This is a genomic window from Dyella sp. CR10 (genome assembly GCF_055814425.1).
On record NZ_CP185986.1, the window covers coordinates 4,033,519 to 4,055,618 of the forward strand.

Annotated in this window: 15 protein-coding genes; 4 read left to right on the forward strand and 11 right to left on the reverse strand. The window is 66.0% G+C overall.

Annotation, left to right across the window (positions count from 1 at the left end):
• Positions 1-49: 49 nt before the first annotated feature.
• Complete coding sequence (locus ACNR9O_RS18225) at positions 50-1,423, reverse strand: MATE family efflux transporter (RefSeq protein ID WP_473686203.1); 1,374 nt, start codon at positions 1,421-1,423, stop codon at positions 50-52.
• A 131-nt stretch (positions 1,424-1,554) separates the two neighbouring features.
• Here ACNR9O_RS18225 and ACNR9O_RS18230 point away from each other — a divergent pair, with 131 nt between their 5' ends.
• The 4 genes from ACNR9O_RS18230 (at position 1,555) to tal (ending at position 7,915) form a co-directional block, all read left to right on the forward strand.
• Positions 1,555-2,853 (forward strand): DUF3667 domain-containing protein, encoded by a 1,299-nt coding sequence (locus ACNR9O_RS18230; protein ID WP_473686201.1) that lies wholly within the window; start codon positions 1,555-1,557, stop codon positions 2,851-2,853.
• A 495-nt stretch (positions 2,854-3,348) separates the two neighbouring features.
• On the forward strand, positions 3,349-5,517 hold the full coding sequence (locus ACNR9O_RS18235) for a primosomal protein N' (protein WP_473686199.1): 2,169 nt from the start codon (positions 3,349-3,351) through the stop codon (positions 5,515-5,517).
• A 109-nt stretch (positions 5,518-5,626) separates the two neighbouring features.
• On the forward strand, positions 5,627-6,898 hold the full coding sequence (locus tag ACNR9O_RS18240; RefSeq protein ID WP_473686197.1) for an NAD(P)/FAD-dependent oxidoreductase: 1,272 nt from the start codon (positions 5,627-5,629) through the stop codon (positions 6,896-6,898).
• A 63-nt stretch (positions 6,899-6,961) separates the two neighbouring features.
• Positions 6,962-7,915 carry a transaldolase gene (tal, locus tag ACNR9O_RS18245; protein ID WP_473686195.1) on the forward strand — a complete coding sequence of 318 codons (954 nt, stop codon included), beginning with the start codon at positions 6,962-6,964 and terminating at the stop codon, positions 7,913-7,915.
• A 60-nt stretch (positions 7,916-7,975) separates the two neighbouring features.
• Here the strand turns inward: tal and ACNR9O_RS18250 are convergent, their stop codons facing one another.
• The 10 genes from ACNR9O_RS18250 to ACNR9O_RS18295 form a co-directional block, all read right to left on the reverse strand.
• Complete coding sequence (locus ACNR9O_RS18250) at positions 7,976-8,335, reverse strand: DUF6289 family protein (RefSeq protein WP_473686193.1); 360 nt, start codon at positions 8,333-8,335, stop codon at positions 7,976-7,978.
• Between the two features lie 223 nt (positions 8,336-8,558).
• Positions 8,559-10,022: an efflux transporter outer membrane subunit gene (locus ACNR9O_RS18255; protein ID WP_473686191.1), complete on the reverse strand. Its 1,464-nt coding sequence runs from the start codon at positions 10,020-10,022 to the stop codon at positions 8,559-8,561.
• Positions 10,006-11,211, reverse strand: a complete 1,206-nt coding sequence (locus ACNR9O_RS18260; RefSeq protein ID WP_473686189.1) for an efflux RND transporter periplasmic adaptor subunit — start codon at positions 11,209-11,211, stop codon at positions 10,006-10,008. Before ACNR9O_RS18260 ends, ACNR9O_RS18255 begins: the two co-directional genes overlap by 17 nt.
• The gene (locus tag ACNR9O_RS18265) at positions 11,201-14,407 is read right to left on the reverse strand and encodes an efflux RND transporter permease subunit (RefSeq protein WP_473686187.1); all 3,207 of its coding nucleotides are present in this window, start codon (positions 14,405-14,407) and stop codon (positions 11,201-11,203) included. The genes ACNR9O_RS18260 and ACNR9O_RS18265 overlap by 11 nt, the downstream gene beginning before the upstream one ends.
• A gap of 132 nt (positions 14,408-14,539) precedes the next feature.
• A complete protein-coding gene (locus ACNR9O_RS18270) occupies positions 14,540-15,997 on the reverse strand; it encodes a sensor histidine kinase (protein WP_473686185.1) in 1,458 nt (485 codons plus the stop codon).
• A complete protein-coding gene (locus ACNR9O_RS18275; protein WP_473686183.1) occupies positions 15,994-16,695 on the reverse strand; it encodes a response regulator transcription factor in 702 nt (233 codons plus the stop codon). The genes ACNR9O_RS18270 and ACNR9O_RS18275 overlap by 4 nt, the downstream gene beginning before the upstream one ends.
• Positions 16,696-16,784: 89 nt before the next feature.
• Positions 16,785-17,642 (reverse strand): RNA polymerase sigma factor RpoH, encoded by an 858-nt coding sequence (rpoH, locus tag ACNR9O_RS18280; protein WP_473686181.1) that lies wholly within the window; start codon positions 17,640-17,642, stop codon positions 16,785-16,787.
• 169 nt (positions 17,643-17,811) lie between these two features.
• Entirely contained in the window at positions 17,812-18,333 is a 522-nt protein-coding gene (locus ACNR9O_RS18285; RefSeq protein ID WP_473686179.1) for an IS5 family transposase, read from the reverse strand.
• Between the two features lie 15 nt (positions 18,334-18,348).
• Positions 18,349-18,639, reverse strand: a complete 291-nt coding sequence (locus ACNR9O_RS18290; RefSeq protein WP_473686177.1) for a transposase — start codon at positions 18,637-18,639, stop codon at positions 18,349-18,351.
• Positions 18,640-19,117: 478 nt separating this feature from the next.
• On the reverse strand, positions 19,118-21,700 hold the full coding sequence (locus ACNR9O_RS18295) for an ESPR-type extended signal peptide-containing protein (protein WP_473686175.1): 2,583 nt from the start codon (positions 21,698-21,700) through the stop codon (positions 19,118-19,120).
• Between the last annotated feature and the right edge of the window lie 400 nt (positions 21,701-22,100).

A 22,100-nucleotide genomic window follows, 5' to 3' on the forward strand; every position in this document is an offset into this window, starting at 1 on the left:
GTGGTAGAAGTCGGCCCTTCTGGGCGTCATGCCGGGTACGTGGAATAGATCAGCGGCTCCCTTGCCGGCGCCAGCGTTCCGTGGCCGAGCTGCGCCAGAAACGGGTGAACAGCAGCACCGCGGCCACGCTCAGGCCGGCCACCAGGCCCATCCACATGCCACGCGCGCCCAGCCCGTGGCGGAACGCCAGCCACCAGCCCACCGGCATGCCGATCATCCAGTACGCGAACAAGGTCATGGCCATCGGCGCGCGGGTGTCCTTCAGGCCGCGCAGCGCGCCGTTGGATGCGACCTGGATGCCGTCGGAGAACTGGAAGACGCCGGCCAGCACGATCAGCTGGGTGGCCAGCGCGATGACCGCCGCGTCGCGCGTGTACAGCGCGGCGATCAGGTTCGGCAGCCCCAGCATCAGGCCAGCCGACACCATCTGCGTGACCAGCGTGAGGCCGATGCCGCAGAAGCCCGCATAGCGCACGCCCACGGCATCGCCGCGCCCCACCGCATTGCCCACGCGCACGGTGATTGCCATGGCCAGGCCCAGCGGGATCATGAAGAAGAACGAGGCGATGTTCAGCGCCACCTGATGGCTGGCCACGACCGTTTCGCCGAGCGTGCCCAGCGCCAACGCCACGGCGACGAACAGGCCGCCCTCGGCCAGCAGGGTTACCGCCATCGGCAGGCCGACCCACAACAGCTCGCCGATGCGGCGCAGGTTCGGCGGATCGAAACGCTCGCCCAGGTTCAGCCCACGGTAGTTGCGGTGGCGGGCCACGTAGAAGGCGAAGCCCAGCATCTCCATCCACAGCACCAGCGCCGTGGCGATGCCGCAGCCGCGCGCGCCCTGGGGCTGCAGACCGAACTTGCCGAACATCAGCACGTACCCCAGCGGCGCCAGCACGCACAGCCCGCCCAGGCTGAAGTACATCGAGGGACGGGTCATCGACAGGCCTTCGGACAAGCCGCGCAGCGCGAAGTAACAGGTCAGCGCGGGAGCGCCCCAGCTGATCGCGCGCAGGAATTCGCCCACATCGGCACGCAGGCCGGGAGTGACGCCGATTACGTCGATCAGCGGCTCCGCATGGCGCACCCCGAACCACAGCAGCACACCCATGCCCATCGCCAGCCACAGCGCCTGGCGAAACACCGCGCCCACTTCGGGTCGGCGGCCGGCGCCGTCAAGCTGCGAGACCGAAGGGGGCACCGCCATCATCATGCCGATGCCGCTGACGATGGCCAGCGCCCAGATGCTCGCGCCCACCGCCACCGCCCCCAGCACGTGCGCGCTGTAGTGGCCGGCCAGCATGGCGTCGACCACGTTGGTGCCCACCGCGGCGAGCTGAGCAGCGATGAGAGGCAGCGCGAGGCGAATCGTGGCGCCGATCTCGTGCGCCATGCGGGCGCGATCGGAAGCGGTCAGTGTCATAACGGGGACTCCGGGAACTTGCGATTCTATCGCACCCCGCGGCCCGGGCTCGGGCGGACGGCCATCCCGCGCGCAGACGTGGGCGGAGTCTTATGACAACATCGCCGGCTTCCAAGGGGAGGGGTCCCGGTATGCAGGTGCAGGACAAGGGGAAGAAGGACATCGTCTCGTACGACGGGGTGCATTGCGCGAACTGCGCCACGCCGATGCAGGGCGAGTTCTGTCACGAGTGCGGACAGTCCATCCACACCGTGCTCAAGCCGATGCACCACATGATGGAAGACACGCTGGAGACCTTTCTCCACGTGGACGGCCGCATGCTGCATACCATCCCGCCGCTGCTCACCAAGCCGGGCTTTCTGACCCTCGAGTATTTCGCCGGACGCCGCCAGCGCTACATCGCGCCATTCCGCCTGATGTTCGTGCTGTGCCTGCTGGCGTTCTTCATCACGCACATCGCGATCGACTCGCTGAGCGAGAACGGCCACTCGATCACCCCGGCGGCCCACGTCGACGAAGACGAATTCGAGGACCAGGCGACGCCGGCCGCAGTCCAGCAGGCGCTGGACGCGAAGCTGGCCGAACTGCACGAAGGCCGCGCCAAGGTGGCCGGCATCCCCGGCGCTGCCACTGGCTTCGACGAAGCCGAGAAGGAACTGCGCAAAGCGGCTTCCGCGCGCATGGCCACGTTGGCGGCGGACGCCCAGGCAACATCCGGACAACAGGCGCCGGCGACGTCCGCTTCGGCGTCGATCCCCGCCGCGGCCTCGACGGCACCGGCAACCGCCGCTTCCACCGCGGCGACTTATGAGGAAAGCAGCGCCAGCAGCGGGAAGAAGAAAGACCGCCACGGCAAGGAAAAACTCAAGGGATGGCTCAATGGCCACGACCCCGTGCACGTGGCCTGGCTGCCCGGCTTCATGAATGCGCGGCTCAATCATGCGGTCGACAACCTGCGCGAGAACGTCAAGGACTGGAACAGCCCCGACCCGCAGGTCCGCGACCGCGCTACCGAACGCTTCAAGGCCGGCGTCTTCGGTGCCTTGCCGCAGACCATGTTCGTGCTGATGCCGGCCTTCGCGCTGCTGCTGAAGCTGTTCTATCTCTTCAAGCGCCGGCTCTATATGGAGCATTTGATCGTGGCGCTGCACAGCCATGCCTTTCTGTTCGCGATCCTCCTGCTGTGCGTGGCGCTGGCCATGCTCAACGCCTGGATCACCCCGCACGCGGCATGGGCGGGGCACGTCCTGGGCTGGCTGGAAACCGCGCTGGCGCTATGGGCGCCGGTATACCTGCTGCTGATGCAGAAGCGGGTCTATCGGCAAGGATGGATACTCACCGTGCTCAAGTACCTGGTGATCGGCTGGTGCTATCTGTGGCTCTTCACGATCGCCCTGACCTGCGCCGTCGCGCTGGGCATTTCGCACTGACGGAACACCCCTTTTTTTTGTGATGCCCATCACGGCAGTGCCGTGCACTGGCCGGCGCGTCGCGGCTGGCCAGGAATGGGCTGGCGAGGGTTTTGCACAGCATCATCGGACTGTCAACTCTTTGACTGGTCGCATTTCAATTGCATGAACACCAGCCAAGCGATGATTGCAACTGATTGATATAAAACAACATTACGAGCTGGCTAAAACTTCGACAGCGCGTCGCGAAGGGCCATTTTCCGGGCCTGAAGGGCCTCCTTCCCCGGCACATCCACAGACTTATCCACAGCTCTTGTGGATAAGAGGATTTTTCTCAGCGAGTTAGCCACTTACCCGGGCTTCCTCGACCAGCGCCCAGCAAGCGCCGCCAAGTCCGGCCAGAGCAGGCGCGACCGGGCGGTCGCGGCTCATCCGTCCATCCGGAAGCGACTCCTCGGAAGCCGATCGGGATGATTTCCCGGACAGCCGGGTACACTGGCCCGCCACGAGGTCCGCATGCCTGTCCTTCGCGTCGCCCTGCCCGTTCCCCTGCCGACCCTGTTCGACTATCTGCCGCCTGCCGCGGGCGAAGCGCAGGCTGGCAGCCGCGTGCTGGTGCCGTTCGGACGAGGCAAGGCGGTGGGCGTGGTGGTGGAGACGGACGCCGAGCCGGCGGTGGGCGGCTCGCGCCTGAAGCGCGTGCTGCGACTGCTGGACGACGCGCCCTTGCTCGACGCCGAGCTGATGAAGACCTTGGCCTGGGCTGCCGACTACTGGCTGGGCGCACCCGGCGAGGCCTACGCCAACGCCTTGCCGCTGGCCCTGCGCGAGGACAAGCCGCTGCCGGACACCCACGAAGAAACGTGGGCCCTGAGTGTGGCCGGGCGCAGCGCCCTGGACGCGGGCAGCCGCAAGGGTGGCAGTCGCCGCCTGCTGGAAACCCTGGCCGCCGCGCCGCTGAGCGCCGCCGAATTGCACGAACGTCTGCCGGGCTGGCGCAGCGCCGCGCGCCGGCTCGCCCCCACCGGCCTGATCGAGCGGGTGCGGCAAGCCATCGATGCCGTGCCGCGACCGGCGGTCGAGCCGCCCGCGCTCAGCCCCGAACAGCAGCAGGCGGTGGATGCCGTCGCCGCCGACTTGGGCGGCTTCCAGCCGTTCCTGCTCGATGGTGTCACCGGCAGCGGCAAGACCGAGGTGTACCTGGCCCTGATGGAGCACGTGATTGCCGAGGGCAAGCAGGCACTGCTGCTGGTACCGGAGATCGGCCTGGCACCGCAGACCGTGCGCCGCGTGCGCGAGCGGCTCGGCGTGCCGGTGGAGGTGCTGCATTCCAACCTTTCCGAAGGCGACCGCGCACGCGCCTGGCTGCGCGCACGCAGCGGGGAGGCACGAGTGATCCTGGGCACCCGTTCGGCCGTGTTCACGCCGCTGCCGCGGGCCGGCCTGATCGTGGTCGACGAAGAACACGACACGGCCTACAAGCAGCAGGAAGGCTTCCGCTACCACGCGCGCGATCTGGCCCTGCTGCGCGGTCGCGCGCTGGGCGTCCCGGTGCTGCTGGGCTCGGCCACGCCGTCGCTGGAATCGCTCGCCAACGTGGAGGCCGGCCGCTACCGCGCACTGCACCTACGCGCGCGGCCTGGCGCGATCCGGCCGCCACTCGTGCAGATCGTGGACATGCGCGCGCAGCGCTTGGAGCACGGCCTGTCCCCCACTCTGCTTATGGCGGTCGGCGAAACCGTGGCGCGCGGCGAGCAGGTGCTGGTGTTCCGTAATCGCCGCGGCTATGCACCGGTGCTGCTGTGCCACCAGTGCGGCTGGCATGCCGAGTGCCCGCGCTGCGAACACCCGCTGACCCTGCACGCCGGCCGGCGCCAGCTGATCTGCCACCACTGCGACTACCACGCGCGCGTGCCGGAGCAGTGCCCGGCCTGCAACGCCCCGGATCTCAAGCCGCAGGGCCAGGGCACGGAGCGGCTGGAAGAAGCCCTCGCCGCTCAATTCCCCGATGTGCCGGTGTTGCGCATCGATCGCGAGACCACGCGCCGGCGCGACGCCTTCGAGAGCCTGCTGGACCGATTGCGCGAGGAAGGTCCGGCGATCCTCGTGGGTACGCAGATGCTCGCCAAGGGACACGACCTGCCCAACCTCACCCTGGTCGCCATCGTCGGCGTGGACGAGGGCCTGCACAGCGTGGATTTTCGCGCCGGCGAGCGCCTCGCCCAGCTCACCGTGCAGGTGGCCGGTCGCGCCGGCCGCGCAGCCAAGCCCGGCCGCGTGATCCTGCAGACCCATCATCCCGACCACGCCCTGCTGCGCCAGCTGCTGGCGCAGGGCTATGGCGCCGCGGCGAAGGAACTGCTGGCCGAGCGCCAGATGCTGCAATTGCCTCCGTATCACCACCAGGTGCTGCTTCGCGCCGACGCGCACCAGCGCGAGCATGTCGACACCTTCCTGCGCGAAGCGCACGGGTCGCTGCACGGCGAGGGCCTCCAGATCGCCGGCCCTATGCCCGCGCCGATGCCGTTGCGCGCCGGCCGGCATCGCGGCCAGCTGCTGATCGAAGGACCCAGCCGCGCCGCGCTGCACGCAGCGCTGCGGCCATGGTCGCGCGCGCTGTCGGCGCTTCCGTCGGCGCGCAGAGTACGCTGGTCGCTGGATGTGGATCCGGTCGACCTCTACTGAGAAGGGGCATAGGGAATGCGTCATCGCGAACAGGAAAGGCAAGGCACCGCCCTTCTTCTTCGCGATGCCTCATTCCCGATTCCCTTTGTCACTTCCGGAGCTTCTTCGCATGGCCACTACCGATACCCGGCCCCGCGTCGTCATCCTCGGCGGCGGCTTCGGCGGCATGTCCGCCGCCCGCCAGCTCGACGATCCTTCGCTGCGCGTCACCCTGGTCGACCGGCGCAACCACCACCTGTTCCAGCCGCTGCTTTACCAGGTCGCCACGGCGGGATTGTCGGCGCCGTCCATTGCTGCGCCGCTGCGGCAAATCCTGCGCAAGCAACGCAACGTCACCGTGCTGCTCGATGAAGCGCAGGACATCGACCTGAAGAACAAGCGCGTGCAGCTCGCGCAGGGTCCGCTCGACTACGACTACCTGATCGTCGCCACCGGTGCGACACACGCGTATTTCGGCCATGACGACTGGGCGCGTCACGCGCCGGGCCTGAAGACGCTGGACGATGCGTTCACCATCCGCCGCCGCGTACTGCTCGCCTTCGAACATGCCGAACGCGAGGACGACCCGGCCAGACGGCAGGCCTGGCTCAACTTCGTCGTCGTCGGCGGCGGCGCCACCGGCGTGGAGCTGGCCGGCACGCTGGCCGAGATCGCCCGCCACACCCTTCCGCGCGAGTTCCGCCGCAGCAATCCGCACGACGCCAACATCCTGCTGGTGGAAGCCGGTCCGCGCCTGCTGCCGGCGTTCGCGCCGGATCTGTCGGCGAAGGCGCAGCGGCAGCTGGAGAAGCTGGGCGTGCAGGTGCGCACCGGCACTGCGGTGACCGCGATCGGTGCCGACCACGTGACGCTGGGCGACCAGACGCTGGATTCGCGCACGGTGCTTTGGGCCGCCGGCGTCGCGGCCTCGCCGCTGGGCCAGCGACTGGGCGTGCCGCTGGACCGGGCCGGCCGGGTACAGGTGACCCCCGAGCTTGCCGCGCCCGGTTATCCGGACGTGTTCGTGATCGGCGACCTGGCCAGCGTCACCCAGCCCGACGGCAAACCGGTGCCCGGCATCGCGCCGGCGGCCAAGCAGATGGGCCGTTATGCCGCCGACGTCATCCTCGACCGGATCCACGGCAAGAACGCGCCCAAACCGTTCCGCTACCGCGACGACGGCACCCTGGCCACTATCGGCCGCATGGCCGCGGTGGCTCAGTTCGGCAAGGTGAAGCTCTCCGGCCTGCTGGCCTGGTGGGTCTGGCTGATCGCCCACGTGTATTTCCTGATCGGCTTCCGCAACCGCCTGGTGGTGCTGCTGGACTGGGCCTGGTCGTACTGGACCTACCAGCGCCACGCACGCATCGTCACCGGTTCCGACAAGACAGACGAAAGCTGATCGCGCTTTGCCCGGCGCCGCGGTGCGGCGACAATAGGCTGTTCCTTCCGACGGATTCCCTTCGTGTCCAACCAACTCGAACAACTGCGCCAGTACACCACCGTAGTCGCCGATACCGGCGACATCGAAGCGATCGCCCGCTACCGTCCGGTGGACGCCACCACCAATCCCTCGCTGTTGCTGAAGGCGACCGAGCTGCCGGCCTACGCGCCGCTGATCGACGAAGCCGTGCGCTGGGCCAAGGACCAGGGTCAGTCGCGCGAACAGCAATTGATCGACGCCAGCGATTACCTCGCGGTAGCCGCCGGCCGCAAGATCGCCGAACTGGTGCCCGGCCGCGTATCCACCGAAGTGGATGCGCGTCTGTCCTTCGATACCGACGCCACCATTGCCAAGGCCGAGCGGCTGATGGGCCTGTACGAAGCAGCGGGAGTGAAGCGCGAGCGCATCCTCATCAAGATTGCCTCCACCTGGGCCGGCATCCGCGCCGCCGAGACGCTGGAGCGCCGCGGCATCCAGTGCAACCTCACCCTGCTGTTCTCGTTCGAGCAGGCCGTGGCCTGCGCTGAAGCCGGCGTATACCTGATCTCGCCGTTCGTCGGCCGCATCATGGATTGGTACGTGGCCAACACCGCCACCAAGAGCTACGCGCCGGAGGAAGACCCGGGCGTACTGTCGGTGCGCCGCATCTACGACTGGTACAAGCTGCACGGTTTCGACACCGTGGTGATGGGCGCAAGCTTCCGCAACATCGGGCAGATCCAGGCGCTGGCCGGCTGCGACCGCCTGACCATCAGCCCCGATCTCCTGGAGAAACTCGAGGCCACGGATGCCCCGCTGCCTCGCGCCCTGCAGGAAGACGGTACGCGTGGAGCGCGTCCGCAGCCGATCAGCGAAGCCGTCTTCCGCTGGGGTCACAACGAGGACGCCATGGCCACCGAGAAGCTGGCCGACGGCATCCGCAAGTTCGCCGCGGATCAGCGCAAGCTGGAGGCGATGCTGGCGGCGAGGCTCTGATCCTGATCGACAAGGCTGACGCGGCCACGCATTTCCTCGGGTCGCGTCAGCCGGCAAACCTTACGGGCCGTAGGCAAATACCGGCGGATCACCGCAGATATCGGCGCCATAAGGACTGGTCGCCAGGATGTGGCAGGCCTGATCCTGTGTCAGTCCGGGCGGCAGTGTCGAGGTGACGGAGGGCGGATCGACGTTGGGGTCGGGATAGCACGGATACGACTGCACCACCGAGTACTGCGTGACGGTTCCGCCACTGATGTTTCGGTTGTCGCAGGTCCAGAGATTCTGGCCGACGAACTGTCCGCTGCTGTTGAAGTAGGCATAGGAAATCGTGTACGTGCGCGCCGCCATGGCCGGCGCCACGAACCCGCCCGCCATCAGCACCAAAGCCACGCATGCAAGCTTCCGGATCGAGAGCATGTCAGTCCTCCTGCCTCGTTCGAGGCAGTTGCTGTGGAATACGCATTTCCCCAGGGTTGGCCGGCGGCCAACCGTTTCATGCTTGCACCGCATTCATCAGCGTCCCGTGAAAGAAGACGAGTCGCAGTGGCCGAAAGAGCGACGCATCTTCTTGCGGATCGGCGAGCCTGGAAGAGGACCGGCGGTCGGTACCGGGCGCACGGGCGAAACGCCGTGCGGCTGGCTACGGCTCCGTGGCCACCGCCTCTGGCGCGGTCTTCGCATCGCCGATCCAGCCGCCGCCAAGTGCCTTGACCAGCTGCACGCTCGCTCGCAGCTGGCGCGTATCCAGGTCCAGCAGGCTGCGCTGTGCATCCAGCGCGACCGTCTGCGCCTGTACGACATCGAGATAACCCACCGCACCCTGGCGGTAGCGGTCCATCGCGATGTCCAGCGAGCGCTTCGCCGCGTCCGAGGCGTCCTTCTGATCGTTGCGCGCGACACCATAGTGATCGAGCTGGGCGAGGTTGTCCTCGACCTGCTGGAAGGCGTTGAGCACCACGCCGCGATAGCGCGCGCCGGCTTCTTCCGTGGCCGCCTTGGCGGCCTCCACGCCGGCCTTGCGGCGACCACCGTCGAACAACGTGAGCAAGGCGGTCGGACCGATGGCCCAGAAGTGGTTCGGTGCCGTGAGCAGACCGCCGTAGCGATCGCTCTGGAAACCGCCCGTCGCGCTCAAACCCAGCGACGGGAAGTACGCCGCGCGCGCGATACCGATGCGTGCATTGGCCGCCGCGACGCGCCGCTCGGCGGCCGCCACGTCGGGACGCCGCTGCAGCAGCGTCGAAGGCAGGCTCACCGGTACCGTCGGCAACGGTAAGGCCGTTGTGTCGGCAGGCAGGCTGAAATTCGAGGCCGACTCGCCGACCAGCGAGGCGATCGCGTGCTCGACCAGCGCGCGTTGCGCTTGCGTCTGAGACCACTGCGACTTGGCCGACGACAGTTGCGTCTGCGCGCGCGCCACGTCCAGGCCCGAGGCGATGCCGCCCTGATGCCGCGTCTGCGTCAGCTCCAGCGCCTTCTGGTAGGCCGCGATGCTTTCCTTCAGCAGCTGGACCTGCTGATCGAGGCCACGCAGCAGGAGATAGTTATCGGCCAGCTGGGCCTGCAGGCTGAGGCGCGCGGAAGCGAGGTCCGCCTCCGCAGCGAGCGCATCGTCCTTGCCGGCTTCAACGGTGTTGCGCACACGACCCCACAGGTCGACTTCGTAGTCGACCTCGGCGCCCAGCGTGTAGCTGTCGTAGTTGGCCGGCGAGGTGGCGCCGCGCAGCGGACGCGTATCCGATTGCCGGTCGCGCTGCGCATTGGCATTGATACCGGCCTGCGGGAACAGGCCCGCGCGCGCCTGCTGGCTGAAGGCTTGCGCCTGCCGGTAATGCGCGAGCGCGGCGGCCAGATCGGCGTTGTTCTTCAGCAGGCGCTGCTGGAGCTCGCTCAAGCGCGCATCGCCATACAGCGTCCACCAGCCATCGCGCGGCAGCTGGTCGGACGGCTGCGCCGCGACCCAGCTCTTGCCGTAGGCCTCGCCATGTTCCTGGTACTGCTCGGCCACCGGCACCTCGGGCGTCTTGTAGGCCGGCGCCAGCGAGCAACCCGCCAGCGCCGCCGACAGCGCCAGGGCCAGCGCGCGCTCAGGCCTTCTTTTCATTGGGACGTCCCTGCGCCTTGGCCAGTTCGGTGTCTTTCTCGGCCGTCTGCACGCGGTCGCCGTCGGCGAGGCCGTCCGGCGGGCTTTCGATCACGCGGTCGCCCGCATCGAGGCCGGAACCGATCTCCACCGATTTGCCGTAGTCGCGCAAGATGCTGACCTTCTTGAACGCGACCTTGTTGTCCGTGCCCAGCGTGGCGACACGCAGGCCGTGGTCGTCGAAGATCAGCGCGCTGGCGGGCACGCGTAGCGCGGTGGCGTCGGCTGGCCGGTCGAGCTTCACGCTAGCGAAGCTGCCGGGCATCAGCTTGCCGTCGGCGTTGTCCACCGCCAACTGGATCAGCGTGGTGCCGGACTCGGCCGCTACCGCGCCGGCGGAAGCCTCGACACGCGCCTGGAACGTGCGCCCCGGATACTCGGGTACGCTGAGCGTGGCGATCGCGCCCGGCCGGATCGACGGTACGTAGTTCTGCGGCACGCGCACGTATACGCGCAGCTTGCGCATGTCCGAGACCACGAACAGCTCCGGCCCGCTGCCGCTGCCGGCGTTGATCAAGGCGCCGACGTCGGTCTCGCGCGCGGTCACCACGCCGTCGAACGGCGCGACGATGCGGGCGAAGCCCTTCAGTGCCTCGATACGATCCACGTTTGCCTTCGCCGCCTTGGCGATGGCTTGCTTGGCGGTGTAGTCGCCGGTCTTCTCGTCCACTTCCTGACGCGACACCGAATCGGAACCGAGCATGGCCTGCCAGCGCTTGGCGGTGGTGGCCGCCAACGCGGCATTGGCCTCGGCGCTGGCCAGATCGGCCTTGGCCTGCAGCAGCTGCTGGTCCACATCCGGCGTCTCGATCTCGGCGAGCAGCTGACCCGCCTTGACCGGCGTGCCAATGTCCACCTTCCAGGATTTCAGGTAGCCGCTCACCCGCGCATAGATCGGCGCGCGTGCATAGGCTTCCAGCCGACCCGGCAATTCGAGCGAGGAGCCCTGCTCGCTGCGCTCGACCGGCACCACGCTGACCGTGGGCACGGCCTGCGCGTCGGTCCAGTCCTTGAGCTTGCGCGCATCGTTGGCACGCGTGGCCACGCCCGTAGCGACGATGGCGATGAGGACGATGGCCGTGACCGCACCGGCGCGCCGCAGGCGGCGGGGGGAGCCGGGGTTCGGCGTGTGAGAAGTATCAGGCGACATGGACAGGCTCTCCGGAAACCGATGCCGGGTCGGATGCGCGGCCATGCCGCGCGTGAATGATGCGGAACACCACGGGAACGAAGAACAGCGTGGCGATGGTGGCGAAGATCAGGCCGCCGATCACGGCGCGGCCCAGCGGTGCGTTCTGCTCGCCGCCCTCGCCCAGGCCCAGCGCCATCGGCGCCATGCCGATGATCATGGCCAGCGCGGTCATCAGCACCGGGCGGAAGCGCACGAAGCCGGCCTCCAGCGCCGCCAGGTGCGCATCACCGTGCTCGGCCAGGCGCTCGCGGCAGAAACTGACCACCAGGATCGAGTTGGCGGTCGCCACGCCCATGCACATGATGGCGCCGGTCAACGCTGGTACCGACAGTGTGGTGTGCGTGGCGAACAGCATCCACACGATGCCGGCCAACGCGGCGGGCAGCGCGGTGATGATGACGAACGGATCGCTCCAGGACTGGAAGTTCACCACGATCAGCAGGTAGATCAGCACCGCCGCGCCGAGCAGACCGAAGATCAGGCCCGAGAACGCGCTGTTCATGGTCTGCACCTGGCCCAGCAAGGCGGTAGACGAACCCTTGGGCAGTTCCTTCGCATGCGTAGCGACGATCTTCTGGATATCCGCCGCGACCGCACCGAGATCGCGCCCCTGCGTGGTGGCGAAGATCTCCACCATCGGCTGGATGTTGTACTGGCTCACCACCGCGTTGCTGACGCCGCGCCGGACCGTGGCCAGGCCGCCGAGCAACTGCGAGCTGCCGCCGCCGCTGGACGTGACCGGGATGTTTTCCAGCGACGATAGCGAGTCGAGCTTGTATTGCGGCGTCTGCATCACGATCGGGTAGGAGATCTGGTTCTGCGGATTGAGCCAGAACGTCGGCGCCACCTGGCTGGAGCCGGCCAGGTTGACCACCAGGCTGTTGGTGACGTCGCGCTCTGTCACGCCAAGCAGTTGCGCGCGCGTGCGATCTACATCCACATAGAAGGTGGGATTGGCCTGCGACTGCTGAATGCGCGCGTCGGCGACGCCCGGCACGCGGCGGATCTCGCGCAGCAGCGTGCTGGCATAGGCGAAGTTCTTCGGCAGGTTGTTGCCGCGGATCTGCAGATCGATCGGCGCCGGCGAACCGAAGTTGAGAATCTGGCTGATGATGTCCGCCGGGGGAAACGAGAAGGTCACGCCGGGGAACTGGCGCGGCAACTCCTCGCGCATGCGCCGGACGTACTCGGCGGTGGGCCGGTGGCCTTCCTTCAGCGAGAGCTGGATGTCGCCATCCCACGAACCCGTGGTGCCGGTGTTGTTGTAGGCGGTATTGATGCCGCTGATCGACTGGCCGATGTTGTCGACCACCGTGCCCAACTCCTCCGGCGGAACGATGCGACGGATCGCCGCCTGCACGTTGGCGAACAACGTGGCGCTTTCCTCCACGCGCGTGCCGATCGGTGCACGCACATGCATCAGTATCTGGCCGGCATCGACCGCGGGAAAGAAGTTGCGCCCCAGGAACGGCACCAGCGCGAACGACGCCACCACGAAGGCGAGGAAACCGCCGACGAAAACGCGGCGATGCTCCAGCGCCATCGCGAGAAGGTCATGGTAGGCCGAACGAACGCGTTCGAAACGCGCCTCGAAACCGCGCTGGAAGCGCACCAGCGGATTGCGCGACGGCGGCAGTGATGCGCTGGTGCCATGTTCGTCGGTATGCGGCGCATGTGGCTTGAGCAGGTACTTGGCCATCGTCGGCACCAGCGTGCGCGACAGGATGAACGAGCAGATCATCGCGAACATCACCGCTTCGGCCATCGGCACGAACAGGAAGCGCGCCACGCCTTCGAGGAAGAACATCGGCACGAATACGATGCAGATGCATAGCAGCGAGACGAAGGCCGGCGTCACGATCTGGCGCGCGCCGTCCATGATCGCGGTCTCCACGTCCTTGCCGTGTTCCAGGTGCCAGTTGATGTTCTCGATGGTCACCGTGGCGTCGTCCACCAGGATGCCCACCGCCAGCGCCAGGCCGCCCAGGGTCATGATGTTGAGCGTCTCGCCCACCGCCGACAACGCGGCGATCGAACCGAGGATCGCCAGCGGGATCGAGGTGGCGATGATTACCGTGGAGCGCCAGCTGCCGAGGAACAGCAGAATCATCAGACTGGTCAGCGCTGCGGCGATGATGCCCTCCTTCGCCACACCGCCGATGGCCGCGCGCACGAAGATCGACTGGTCGCCGATGGGTGCGATCTGCAGCGTGTCCGGGAAGGAATCCTTGGCCTGCGCCAGCTTCTGCTTAACGCCTTCGATGATCGCCAGGGTCGAGGCCGAGCCGTTCTTCAGCACCGTCATCAGCACCGAGCGGCCGCCGTCCACGTGCACGATATTGGTCTGCGGCGGATTGCCGTCGCGCACATGGGCGACGTCGCGGATGTAGACCGCGGTGCCGTTGACCATGCGCACCGGCAGGTCGCCCAGCGCCTGGATGTCCGACGGCGCATTGTTGAGCTGCAGGGTGTATTCGTACTCGCCGATCTTCTGCGTGCCTACCGGCACGATCAGGTTCTGCGCGGCGAGCGCGTTCGCCACGTCCTGCGCCGACAAGCCGCGTGCCTGCAGGGCCGCGGGATCGATGTCGATCTGCACCTGGCGAGTCTTGCCGCCGAACGGATACGGAATCGACGCACCCGCCACCGAGGTGAGCACCGGACGCACCGCGTTGATGCCGAGGTCGCCCAGGTTCTGCTCGCTCAGTCCCTTGCCCGACAGCGCCAGCTGGATGATCGGCACGGTAGAGGCGTTGTAGTTGAGGATCAGCGGCGGCGTGATGCCCGGCGGCAGCTGGCGCAGCAGCGTCTGCGCGACGGCCGTCACCTGCGCGTTGGCGGTGCGGATGTCCACCGTGGGCTGGAAGAAGATCTTGATCACGCCGAAGCCGGCGATCGACTGCCCCTCGATGTGCTCCACGTCGTTCACCGTGGTGGTGAGCACGCGCTCGAACGGCGAGGCGATGCGGCCGGCCATCTGGTCGGGCGGCAGGCCGGTGTACTGCCACACCACGCTGATCACCGGAATCTTGATGTCCGGGAAGATATCGGTCGGCGTCCGCATGGCGGACAGCGGCCCGATGATCAGGATCAGCAGGGCGAGAACGACGAAGGTGTAGGGCCGCGAGAGCGCGATCCGGACGATGCCAAGCATGCGGGGGATTCCGAGCGCGAATGTTGCGTCGCGAAATTTTGACACGCGACGCCGCGCCGGGACCCGCTCAGGCGCATGAAGATATTTTCATTTTGGCCGTCCACCCGGGCAGTACCGCCCGGAAAGCGTTCGTCAACCGGCAGTTGCCACTGGCGGGATACGCTCGACGGCCGGCTCGGGCACGACCGTGCGCGACAGGCAGGTGCCTGGCACTTCGCCGGGCTTCACCGTGTAGCCGTAGAGTGTGATGCGCGAACCGGGACCTTCCTTCGGCTCGCCGATATCCAGCGCGAAGCCATGCAGGCGCGCGATCGCGCTGACGATACTCAGTCCCAGGCCGGAACCGGGCATGGTGCGGCTGTTGTCGCCGCGGTAGAAGCGGCGCGTGACGGCGTCGCGCTCGTTCGCAGGGATCCCCGGCCCCTGGTCGAGGATGATAATACGCGGGCCGCGGCTATCCATGCGCGCGCGCAGGCGCACCTCGCCGCCGGCCGGCGTGAACTTGATGGCGTTGCCGACCAGGTTGGCCAGCGCCTCGAACAGCAGGTGCGCATCGCCGCGCACTGACACGGTGGGTTCGATGTCGAGTACGAACGGCTGGCCGCGATCCTCGGCCACTGGCGCGTAGAACTCGTACACCTGCTGCAGCACGCTGCCGAGATCGACTTCATCGAAGCAGGCATTGCGGCGCCCGTCCTCCAGCTCGGAAACGCGCAGCAGCGCGCGGAAGCGGCCGAGCACCTGGTCAATGTCTACGATGCTCGCCTCGACCAGCGCCGCTTCCGGCTGTTCGGCCAATTGCTGCTGTGCGCGGTACAGGCGCGCGCGCAGGCGCGTCAGTGGTGTCCGCAGGTCGTGCGCGATGTTGTCGCAAACGCCTTTTACTTCGTTCATCAGGCGCTCGATCTCGTCGAGCATGGTGTTGACGATGGCGGCGAGCACATCGACTTCGTCGCCGCGGCGGCTCACCGGCAGGCGCTTGGTCAAGTCGCCCTGGCGGATCGGATCGGTGGCCTGCTGCAGCGCGCGGATGCGCTTCTCCGGACCACGGCGCAGCAGCAGGCCGCCGAGCAGACCCGGAATAACGGTGAGCGATACCGCCCACAGCAGCGCGCGCCACACCACCGCGCCGAGCCCATCGACGGTGCTGTTGTCCTTGGCGATGACCAGCACGCGGCCGTCGGCGAGCCGGGTGGCCAGCGCGCGAGCGCGCACGTGGCTGCCGTCGCGGTCGGGACGCGGCAGGCCTTGCGCGAGCAGGCGCACCTTACTGTCCGCCGCCAGCTCCACCGGTATGCGTGCGATATTGCCGGCCAGCGCTTTGCCGGCAGCATCGAATAGGCCGACCGACATCACGCCGTGCGGATCGATGGTGATGGCGGCATCCACCGTGGCGGGCAGGCGCGAGGCATCGGTGTTCGCCAAGTAGTGCATGCGCTGTTCCAACATCTGGTCGATCACGGTGTTGAGATAGCGCGTGGTCTCCCACTGGATCACGCCGACCAGCACCAGACCCCACGCGGCGAACAGCGCGCCATAGATCAGGATCAGGCGGGAGGTGGCGGAACGCCAGGCATTGGGGCGAGTCATGGTTGTGCTGCCGCGTTCTGGGGAGCCGAGGTGATCATGTAGCCGGTGCCGCGCACGGTGCGGATCAGCGGCGCCTGTCCGGTGCCGTCGATCTTGCGCCGAAGCCGGCCGATGTGCACGTCGATCACATTGGTGCCGGGGTCAAAGTGGAAGCCCCATACCGCCTCGAAGATCATGGTGCGGGTCAATACCTGGCCGGAATGACGCATCAGGTATTCGAGCAGGCGGTATTCGGTGGGTTGAAGGGTCAGCGGCTGGCCTTGGCGGTAGGCGACGTGGCGTACCAGGTCCAGCTCCAGTTCGCCGACGCGCAGGCGCGTCTCGTGCTGCTGCGGCTGGCGGCGGCGCAACAGCACCTCGGCGCGGGCCGCCATCTCGTCGGGGGCGAAGGGCTTGGTGAGGTAGTCGTCGCCACCGGCACGCAGGCCGCGGATGCGGTCGTCGACTTCGCTGAGTGCGCTGATCATCAGCACCGGAGTGTCGATCTGCTGGCGGCGCAGCGCCTCCACCACGGCGATGCCCTCCATGCCGGGCAGCATGCGGTCCAGCGTGATCAGGTCGTAGGCCTCGGCGCTGGCGCGAGCCAGGCCATCGCGACCGTCGGATGCCCATTCGACGGTCATGCCGTGCACGCTGAGCTCGGCCACGATCTCGCGGGCGGTGACCTCGTCGTCTTCGATGACCAGGACTCGGGGCATGGGCTTGGACGTCCGGACGTCTCGACTATGCTGCGCAAAAACCGACGGCCCCGATCGGGGCCGTCGGCGATAGTAGCGCTATCGAAGAATCAGGCGGCAAACAGGCCGCGCATCTTCTTCATCGCGTTGGCCTCGACCTGGCGGATGCGCTCGGCGGAAACGCCGTACTCGTCGGCCAGATCCTGCAGCGTGGCCTTCTCTTCGTTGAGCCAGCGGCGCTGGATGATGTCGCGCGAGCGACCGTCCAGCTTCTGCAGTGCCTCGGAGAGCGTTTCCAGCTGATTGTCGGCCTGGTCGGCATCGGCGATGTTGTCGTACGGATCGGCGCCCTCATCGACCAGGAACGCTTCCGGTGCCGGCTTGGCATCCTCGTCCGCGTCGGCCGGGGCCTCGAAGCCGATGTCGCGGCCGGAGAGGCGGGATTCCATCTCGCGCACGGTCGCTTCCGGCACGCCCAGATCCTTCGCCACGACGCGCACTTCCTCGGCATTCATCCAGCCCAGGCGCTTCTTGCTCTTGCGCAGGTTGAAGAACAGCTTGCGCTGCGCCTTGGTGGTGGCCACCTTGACGATGCGCCAGTTGCGCAGGATGAACTCGTGCATTTCGGCGCGGATCCAGTGCACCGCGAAGCTCACCAGGCGCACGCCCTGGTCGGGGTCGAAGCGCTTCACCGCCTTCATCAGGCCGATGTTGCCTTCCTGGATGAGGTCGCCCATCTGCAGGCCGTAGCCGCTGTAACCGCGGGCCACGTGCACCACGAAACGCAGATGGGACATCACCAGCTTCCTGGCCGAGGCCAGGTCTTCTTCTTCGTTGTAACGGCGCGACAGCGCCTGTTCCTCGTCCTGGCTGAGCACAGGAATACGATGCACCGCCGAGATGTAGGCATCCAGACTGCCGACGACGCTAGGAACCGGCAGATTGGCGGTTACCAAGGCTTGAGACATGTGTGGAATCTCCTGAAGTTGGGTTCAGCTTAGCACTCTGGGAGTATGAGTGCTAAAGCGGCGAGGAGTTCCCGTCGCTTTAGTGAACCGAATCGTACAGGAATTTGGAGTGCACGTCCAGTTGTCGCCCCCCCCCCCCCCTAAGTGCCAAGACCCTTCTGACTATTATTTAGAGCCGCCAACAAAACCGATCCATGAAGCGTAGGCAGATGATGGAGCAAGCCAGACGCAGAAGCGCTGGATGAGTCGTCAATCGTCTTTCGAAACGAATGCGCAGTTTGCCAAATCCGGCCAGCCAGGCATGGGTTCGCTCAACGACCCAGTGGTGACGCCCCAAGCGTTCGGCGCTGTGAATACCTCGCCGAGCGATACGAACCTGGATGCCACGCCGACGCAGGCGCCGCCGACAACGCGCAAAGTCATACCCTTTGTCGGCATGGAGCATGTCGGGTCGATGCCGTGCACGACCCGACAGTCCTTTCATGGAGGGCAACGCGTCGACCAGACGTTCAAAGACCATCGAGTCATGGCGGTTAACACCGGTCACATCGAGCGCCAAAGGCAGCCCTCGCCGGTCCACGATGAGGTGTCGCTTACTGCCTAACTTGCCACGATCCGTCGGGTTGGGGCCGGTTTCTTCGCCCCCCGGGGGCTGGAAACACTCGCTCCATCGATACTTGCGCGGCTCCAATCGATCTGGTCGTACTCACGCAGCCTCCCCAACAGAGCCAGGTGCAAGCGCTCCCATGCGCCCGCTTGCTGCCAGACGACGCCAGCAGGTCATGCCGCTGCCATAGCCCAGCTCCTGAGGAAGGTCCTCCCAGGGAATGCCCGGGAACAGCACGAACAAGATGCCATTGAAAGCCGCATGGTCCGACCGAAGTGGCCGACCACCCTTGGGCGATGCGGATACTTCCGGCACCAACACCCGCAACTCTTCCCACAATTTCTGGCTGATCAACGATCGCTTCATCGGGCATGGGATCGACCATTTCATCAGGCGCGGCTAGGTTTTGTTAGCGGCTCTTACTTGTCTGATAAGGAGTTCGGGGCGGTCCTTGCGCCATTGGGCGATGGCTTGCCGAGGGGTGCGATGGTCGAGTGCACGTTGTGGCAGGTGGTCGTTGTAGAGCGTGGCGTTCGCCGCGCTTGGTGATCTGCACGGTGACGTCTTCGCTTAGCACGACGATGCGGTTTAGCGATGATGTCGACACACTCTTTGATCGCACAAGACACTGTTTTTTTTTTGCGCTTCCAGCCTCTGTGTCACACCGACTCGAACCTAGCAACTAAGTTCCCATCAGATCGCGTACATCACGTATGGCTAGTTTGTTGTAGCCATTGCTTGTCTCTATTCCAGTGACGATTCCAACGCGATCGCTGCTTGATATAGGTTGATGGTTTATGCAGTGAATGGGCGAAAAAAAGCCGGTGTCCGAAGACACCGGCTTTGCACACATGTTGCGGAAACGATGTTACCAACCCACCGCGAGACCCGCACCGACCGACACGTCGTTCGCCGAAGCGGAGCCACCGAACGAGAGGTTCATGTTCGGTTTGAGCTGGCGGGAATAACCCACCGCGATCGCGGACCGGCCGTTCTGAGCGCCCACACCCACGCCGAGGCGGTTCTGCTGCTTCAGACCCTGTGCGCTGAACGCCATCTGGCCATACGCCGCGCTCATCGCACCCATGGCATCGATGCGCTTGTTGACCTGCGTGAACTGCTGGTTCGCCCAGTCCTTCACACCGGCCACGGCATCTTGCACCTGGCCCCAGTTGGCCGCGTCCGTACGCTCCGTACCGGCTGCGACGTTGGTGATCTGACGCTCGTTGCCTTCCGAACCCACCGACACGGTGTTGTCGCGGTCAGCCACCGAGCCCGCACCCAGCGCGACGGAGTCGTTGCCCGACGCGGTGGAGTTGGAACCCAGCGCGGTGCTATCCATACCGGTTGCCTTCGCACCTTCGCCTAGCGCCGTGCTGCCATTGCCCGAAGCGACCGAACCCTGCCCGGTAGCCGTGCTGTTGCTGCCCGACGCGGTCGACTGATTGCCGATGGCCGTGCTGTTGCTGCCCGAGGCATTGGCGCCATCGCCTACTTGCAGGCTGTTGTCGCCGCTACCCGAACCACCGGGGACATCGCCACCGTTACCGCCGCCGCTGCCCGCACCCACTTGGCTGCTGAGGTTGTCGAACTGCTGGCTCAGGTCGTTGTACTGGTTGCCCAGGTTGCTGATCTGACCCTGCAGGTTGTCCTGCAGCGCAGCGATCTGCCCACCGTTCACCGCCTGCATGCTGCCCGCGGCGATCAGGCCCGGAGCCACATTGTTCAGCACGGTACCATTGGTGCCGCCGAAGGTGACCGAATCCAGCGAGATGTCGTCATAGACCACCGCCGCCATCGGATCGCCAATCGGATCGACCAGGCCAATCGCCTTCAACTGCGCGATGGTCACCGCGTCGGTATCCTGCGTACCGTTGGCTAGGCCGCTGAGCACACGGTTACCCGCCATGCCGGCGATGTTCACGCTGGTACCACCGGTGCCGGAAGCCATCGTGATGTTGCCGGTGACGGCATCCTGCTGCACCAGACCCACGTTGCCGCTGTTGATTTGATCTTGCAGCGACGTGATGTTGGTGGTGTTGCCGGTCACGGCCGTGTCCAGCGTCGAGAGCGCGCCGCCCACGGTGTTCGCCGTCTGACCCTGCACCGTATACGTCGGACCCGTCACCGCACCCGTCGTCGGGTCGATGCTCGCGCCGCCGCCCAGCGCCGTAACGACCGGCTCAAGCTGGCTCACGTTTACCGCATCGTTCGCGCCGACACCGTCGGCCACGCCACTCAGCACACGGTTACCCGCCGTACCGGCGAAGTTCACATGGGTGCCACCCGTACCCGAGGCCACGGTGATATCACCGGTGGCGGCATTCTGCTGTACCAGACCAACGGAACCGCTGTTGATCTGATCCTGCAGCGAGGTGATGTTGCCTGCGTTGGTGGTCACGGCCGAGTCCAGCGTCGAGAGGGCGCCGCCCACGGTGTTCACCGTCTGACCCTGCACCGTATACATCGGACCCGTCACCGCACCCGTGGTCGGATCGATGCTCGCGCCGCCGCCCAGTGCGGTAACCACCGGCTCAAGCTGGCTCACGTTCACGGCATCCGTCGGAGCAACGCCGGCCGCCATGTTGACGATCTTGCGCTGTGCGGTGCTGCTACCAACCGAAATGGTGTTGGCTGCATCAGCGACCGAGTTCGCGCCCAATGCAACAGATTCTGCTGCCGTCACAGAAGCGTTATATCCCAGTGCAACAGAGTTGTTGCCGGCCGCAGCGACATTAGTATTGCTGCCCAAGGCGAGCGACCCATTACCAGCTGCAGCGCTTTGCCAACCCAGTGCGGTGGCGCCGTCACCCGACGCATTGCTGAGGATACCGACCGCCGTGGCGTTCTGACTGGTGGCCTGAGCGCTGTAGCCCGCCGCCATGGCGCCGGTCTGTGTCGCGGACGAATTGTTGCCCATCGCGATGGAGTTTTGCGCAGCTGCCGATGCAAAGCTGCCCACAGCGAGCGAATCACTGCCTGCCGCAGACGAATTGGATCCCAACGACTGAGCATTCGCACCGGTAGCTTTCGCTCCCGTGCCGACAGCTGTCGCGTTGATCTGGGCGGCATGTGCTTCGTTACCCAGCGCCGTCGAGGCAGCGCCCGACGCAGTGGAAAGATTGCCGTACGCCGACGCATCTTGTGATCCAGAAGCATTTGCGCCGGGGCCGTATTCCGTGTTGGTAGCGGCGATCATGATGGAAGCACGGGTGCCTGCAGCCGCCGACGTCGCGGTGCACTGACCCGCTGCATCAATCTCGCTGCTCGTGCCATTCGCGGTAACGCAGGCGTCGCCCGTCGCAGCGAAAACGGAGCTGAAAGGTGCGGCAAGCGCCAAGGCAAGTGCCGTGACGAGCAGCTTGGATTTCTTGCGGCCCTTGGCCAATTCGGAGGCGACGACCCACCTGTTGGTCGCGGTGTTGAAAACGATACGATAAATAGTGTTCATAAAAGATTGCCTTCGGTTTGGTGAGTGTTGGTTGCAGCACCTCTTCTCCCTACGCGATCGATTCGCGCAAGAAGTCCGTTCGATGGTGTGGATCGCTTCCCTGGAGGCACCGACAGCGCGCCGCGCCAGCCGATGGAAAAATTCTATAAATTGTCCGAAGTGCGATATATAAGATGGGTCCTAAAGAAATACCCCCAAAATGCGTTGCCCGAAGTGCAATACATAAGACTCATCCTAAAATGCATTAGTACTAGCAGGCTGTTGAGAAACCACCATCCATCGGTATCGCGATAGAGCAAGTTGGTCGTAAAGCGGCAGCAGTCGTCTTCTCATGCCGTCCGCCTGAAGCACATTCCCTCGGGTTGGCAGGGATTGAAGCGTCCTCGTTGATTCGAACCAG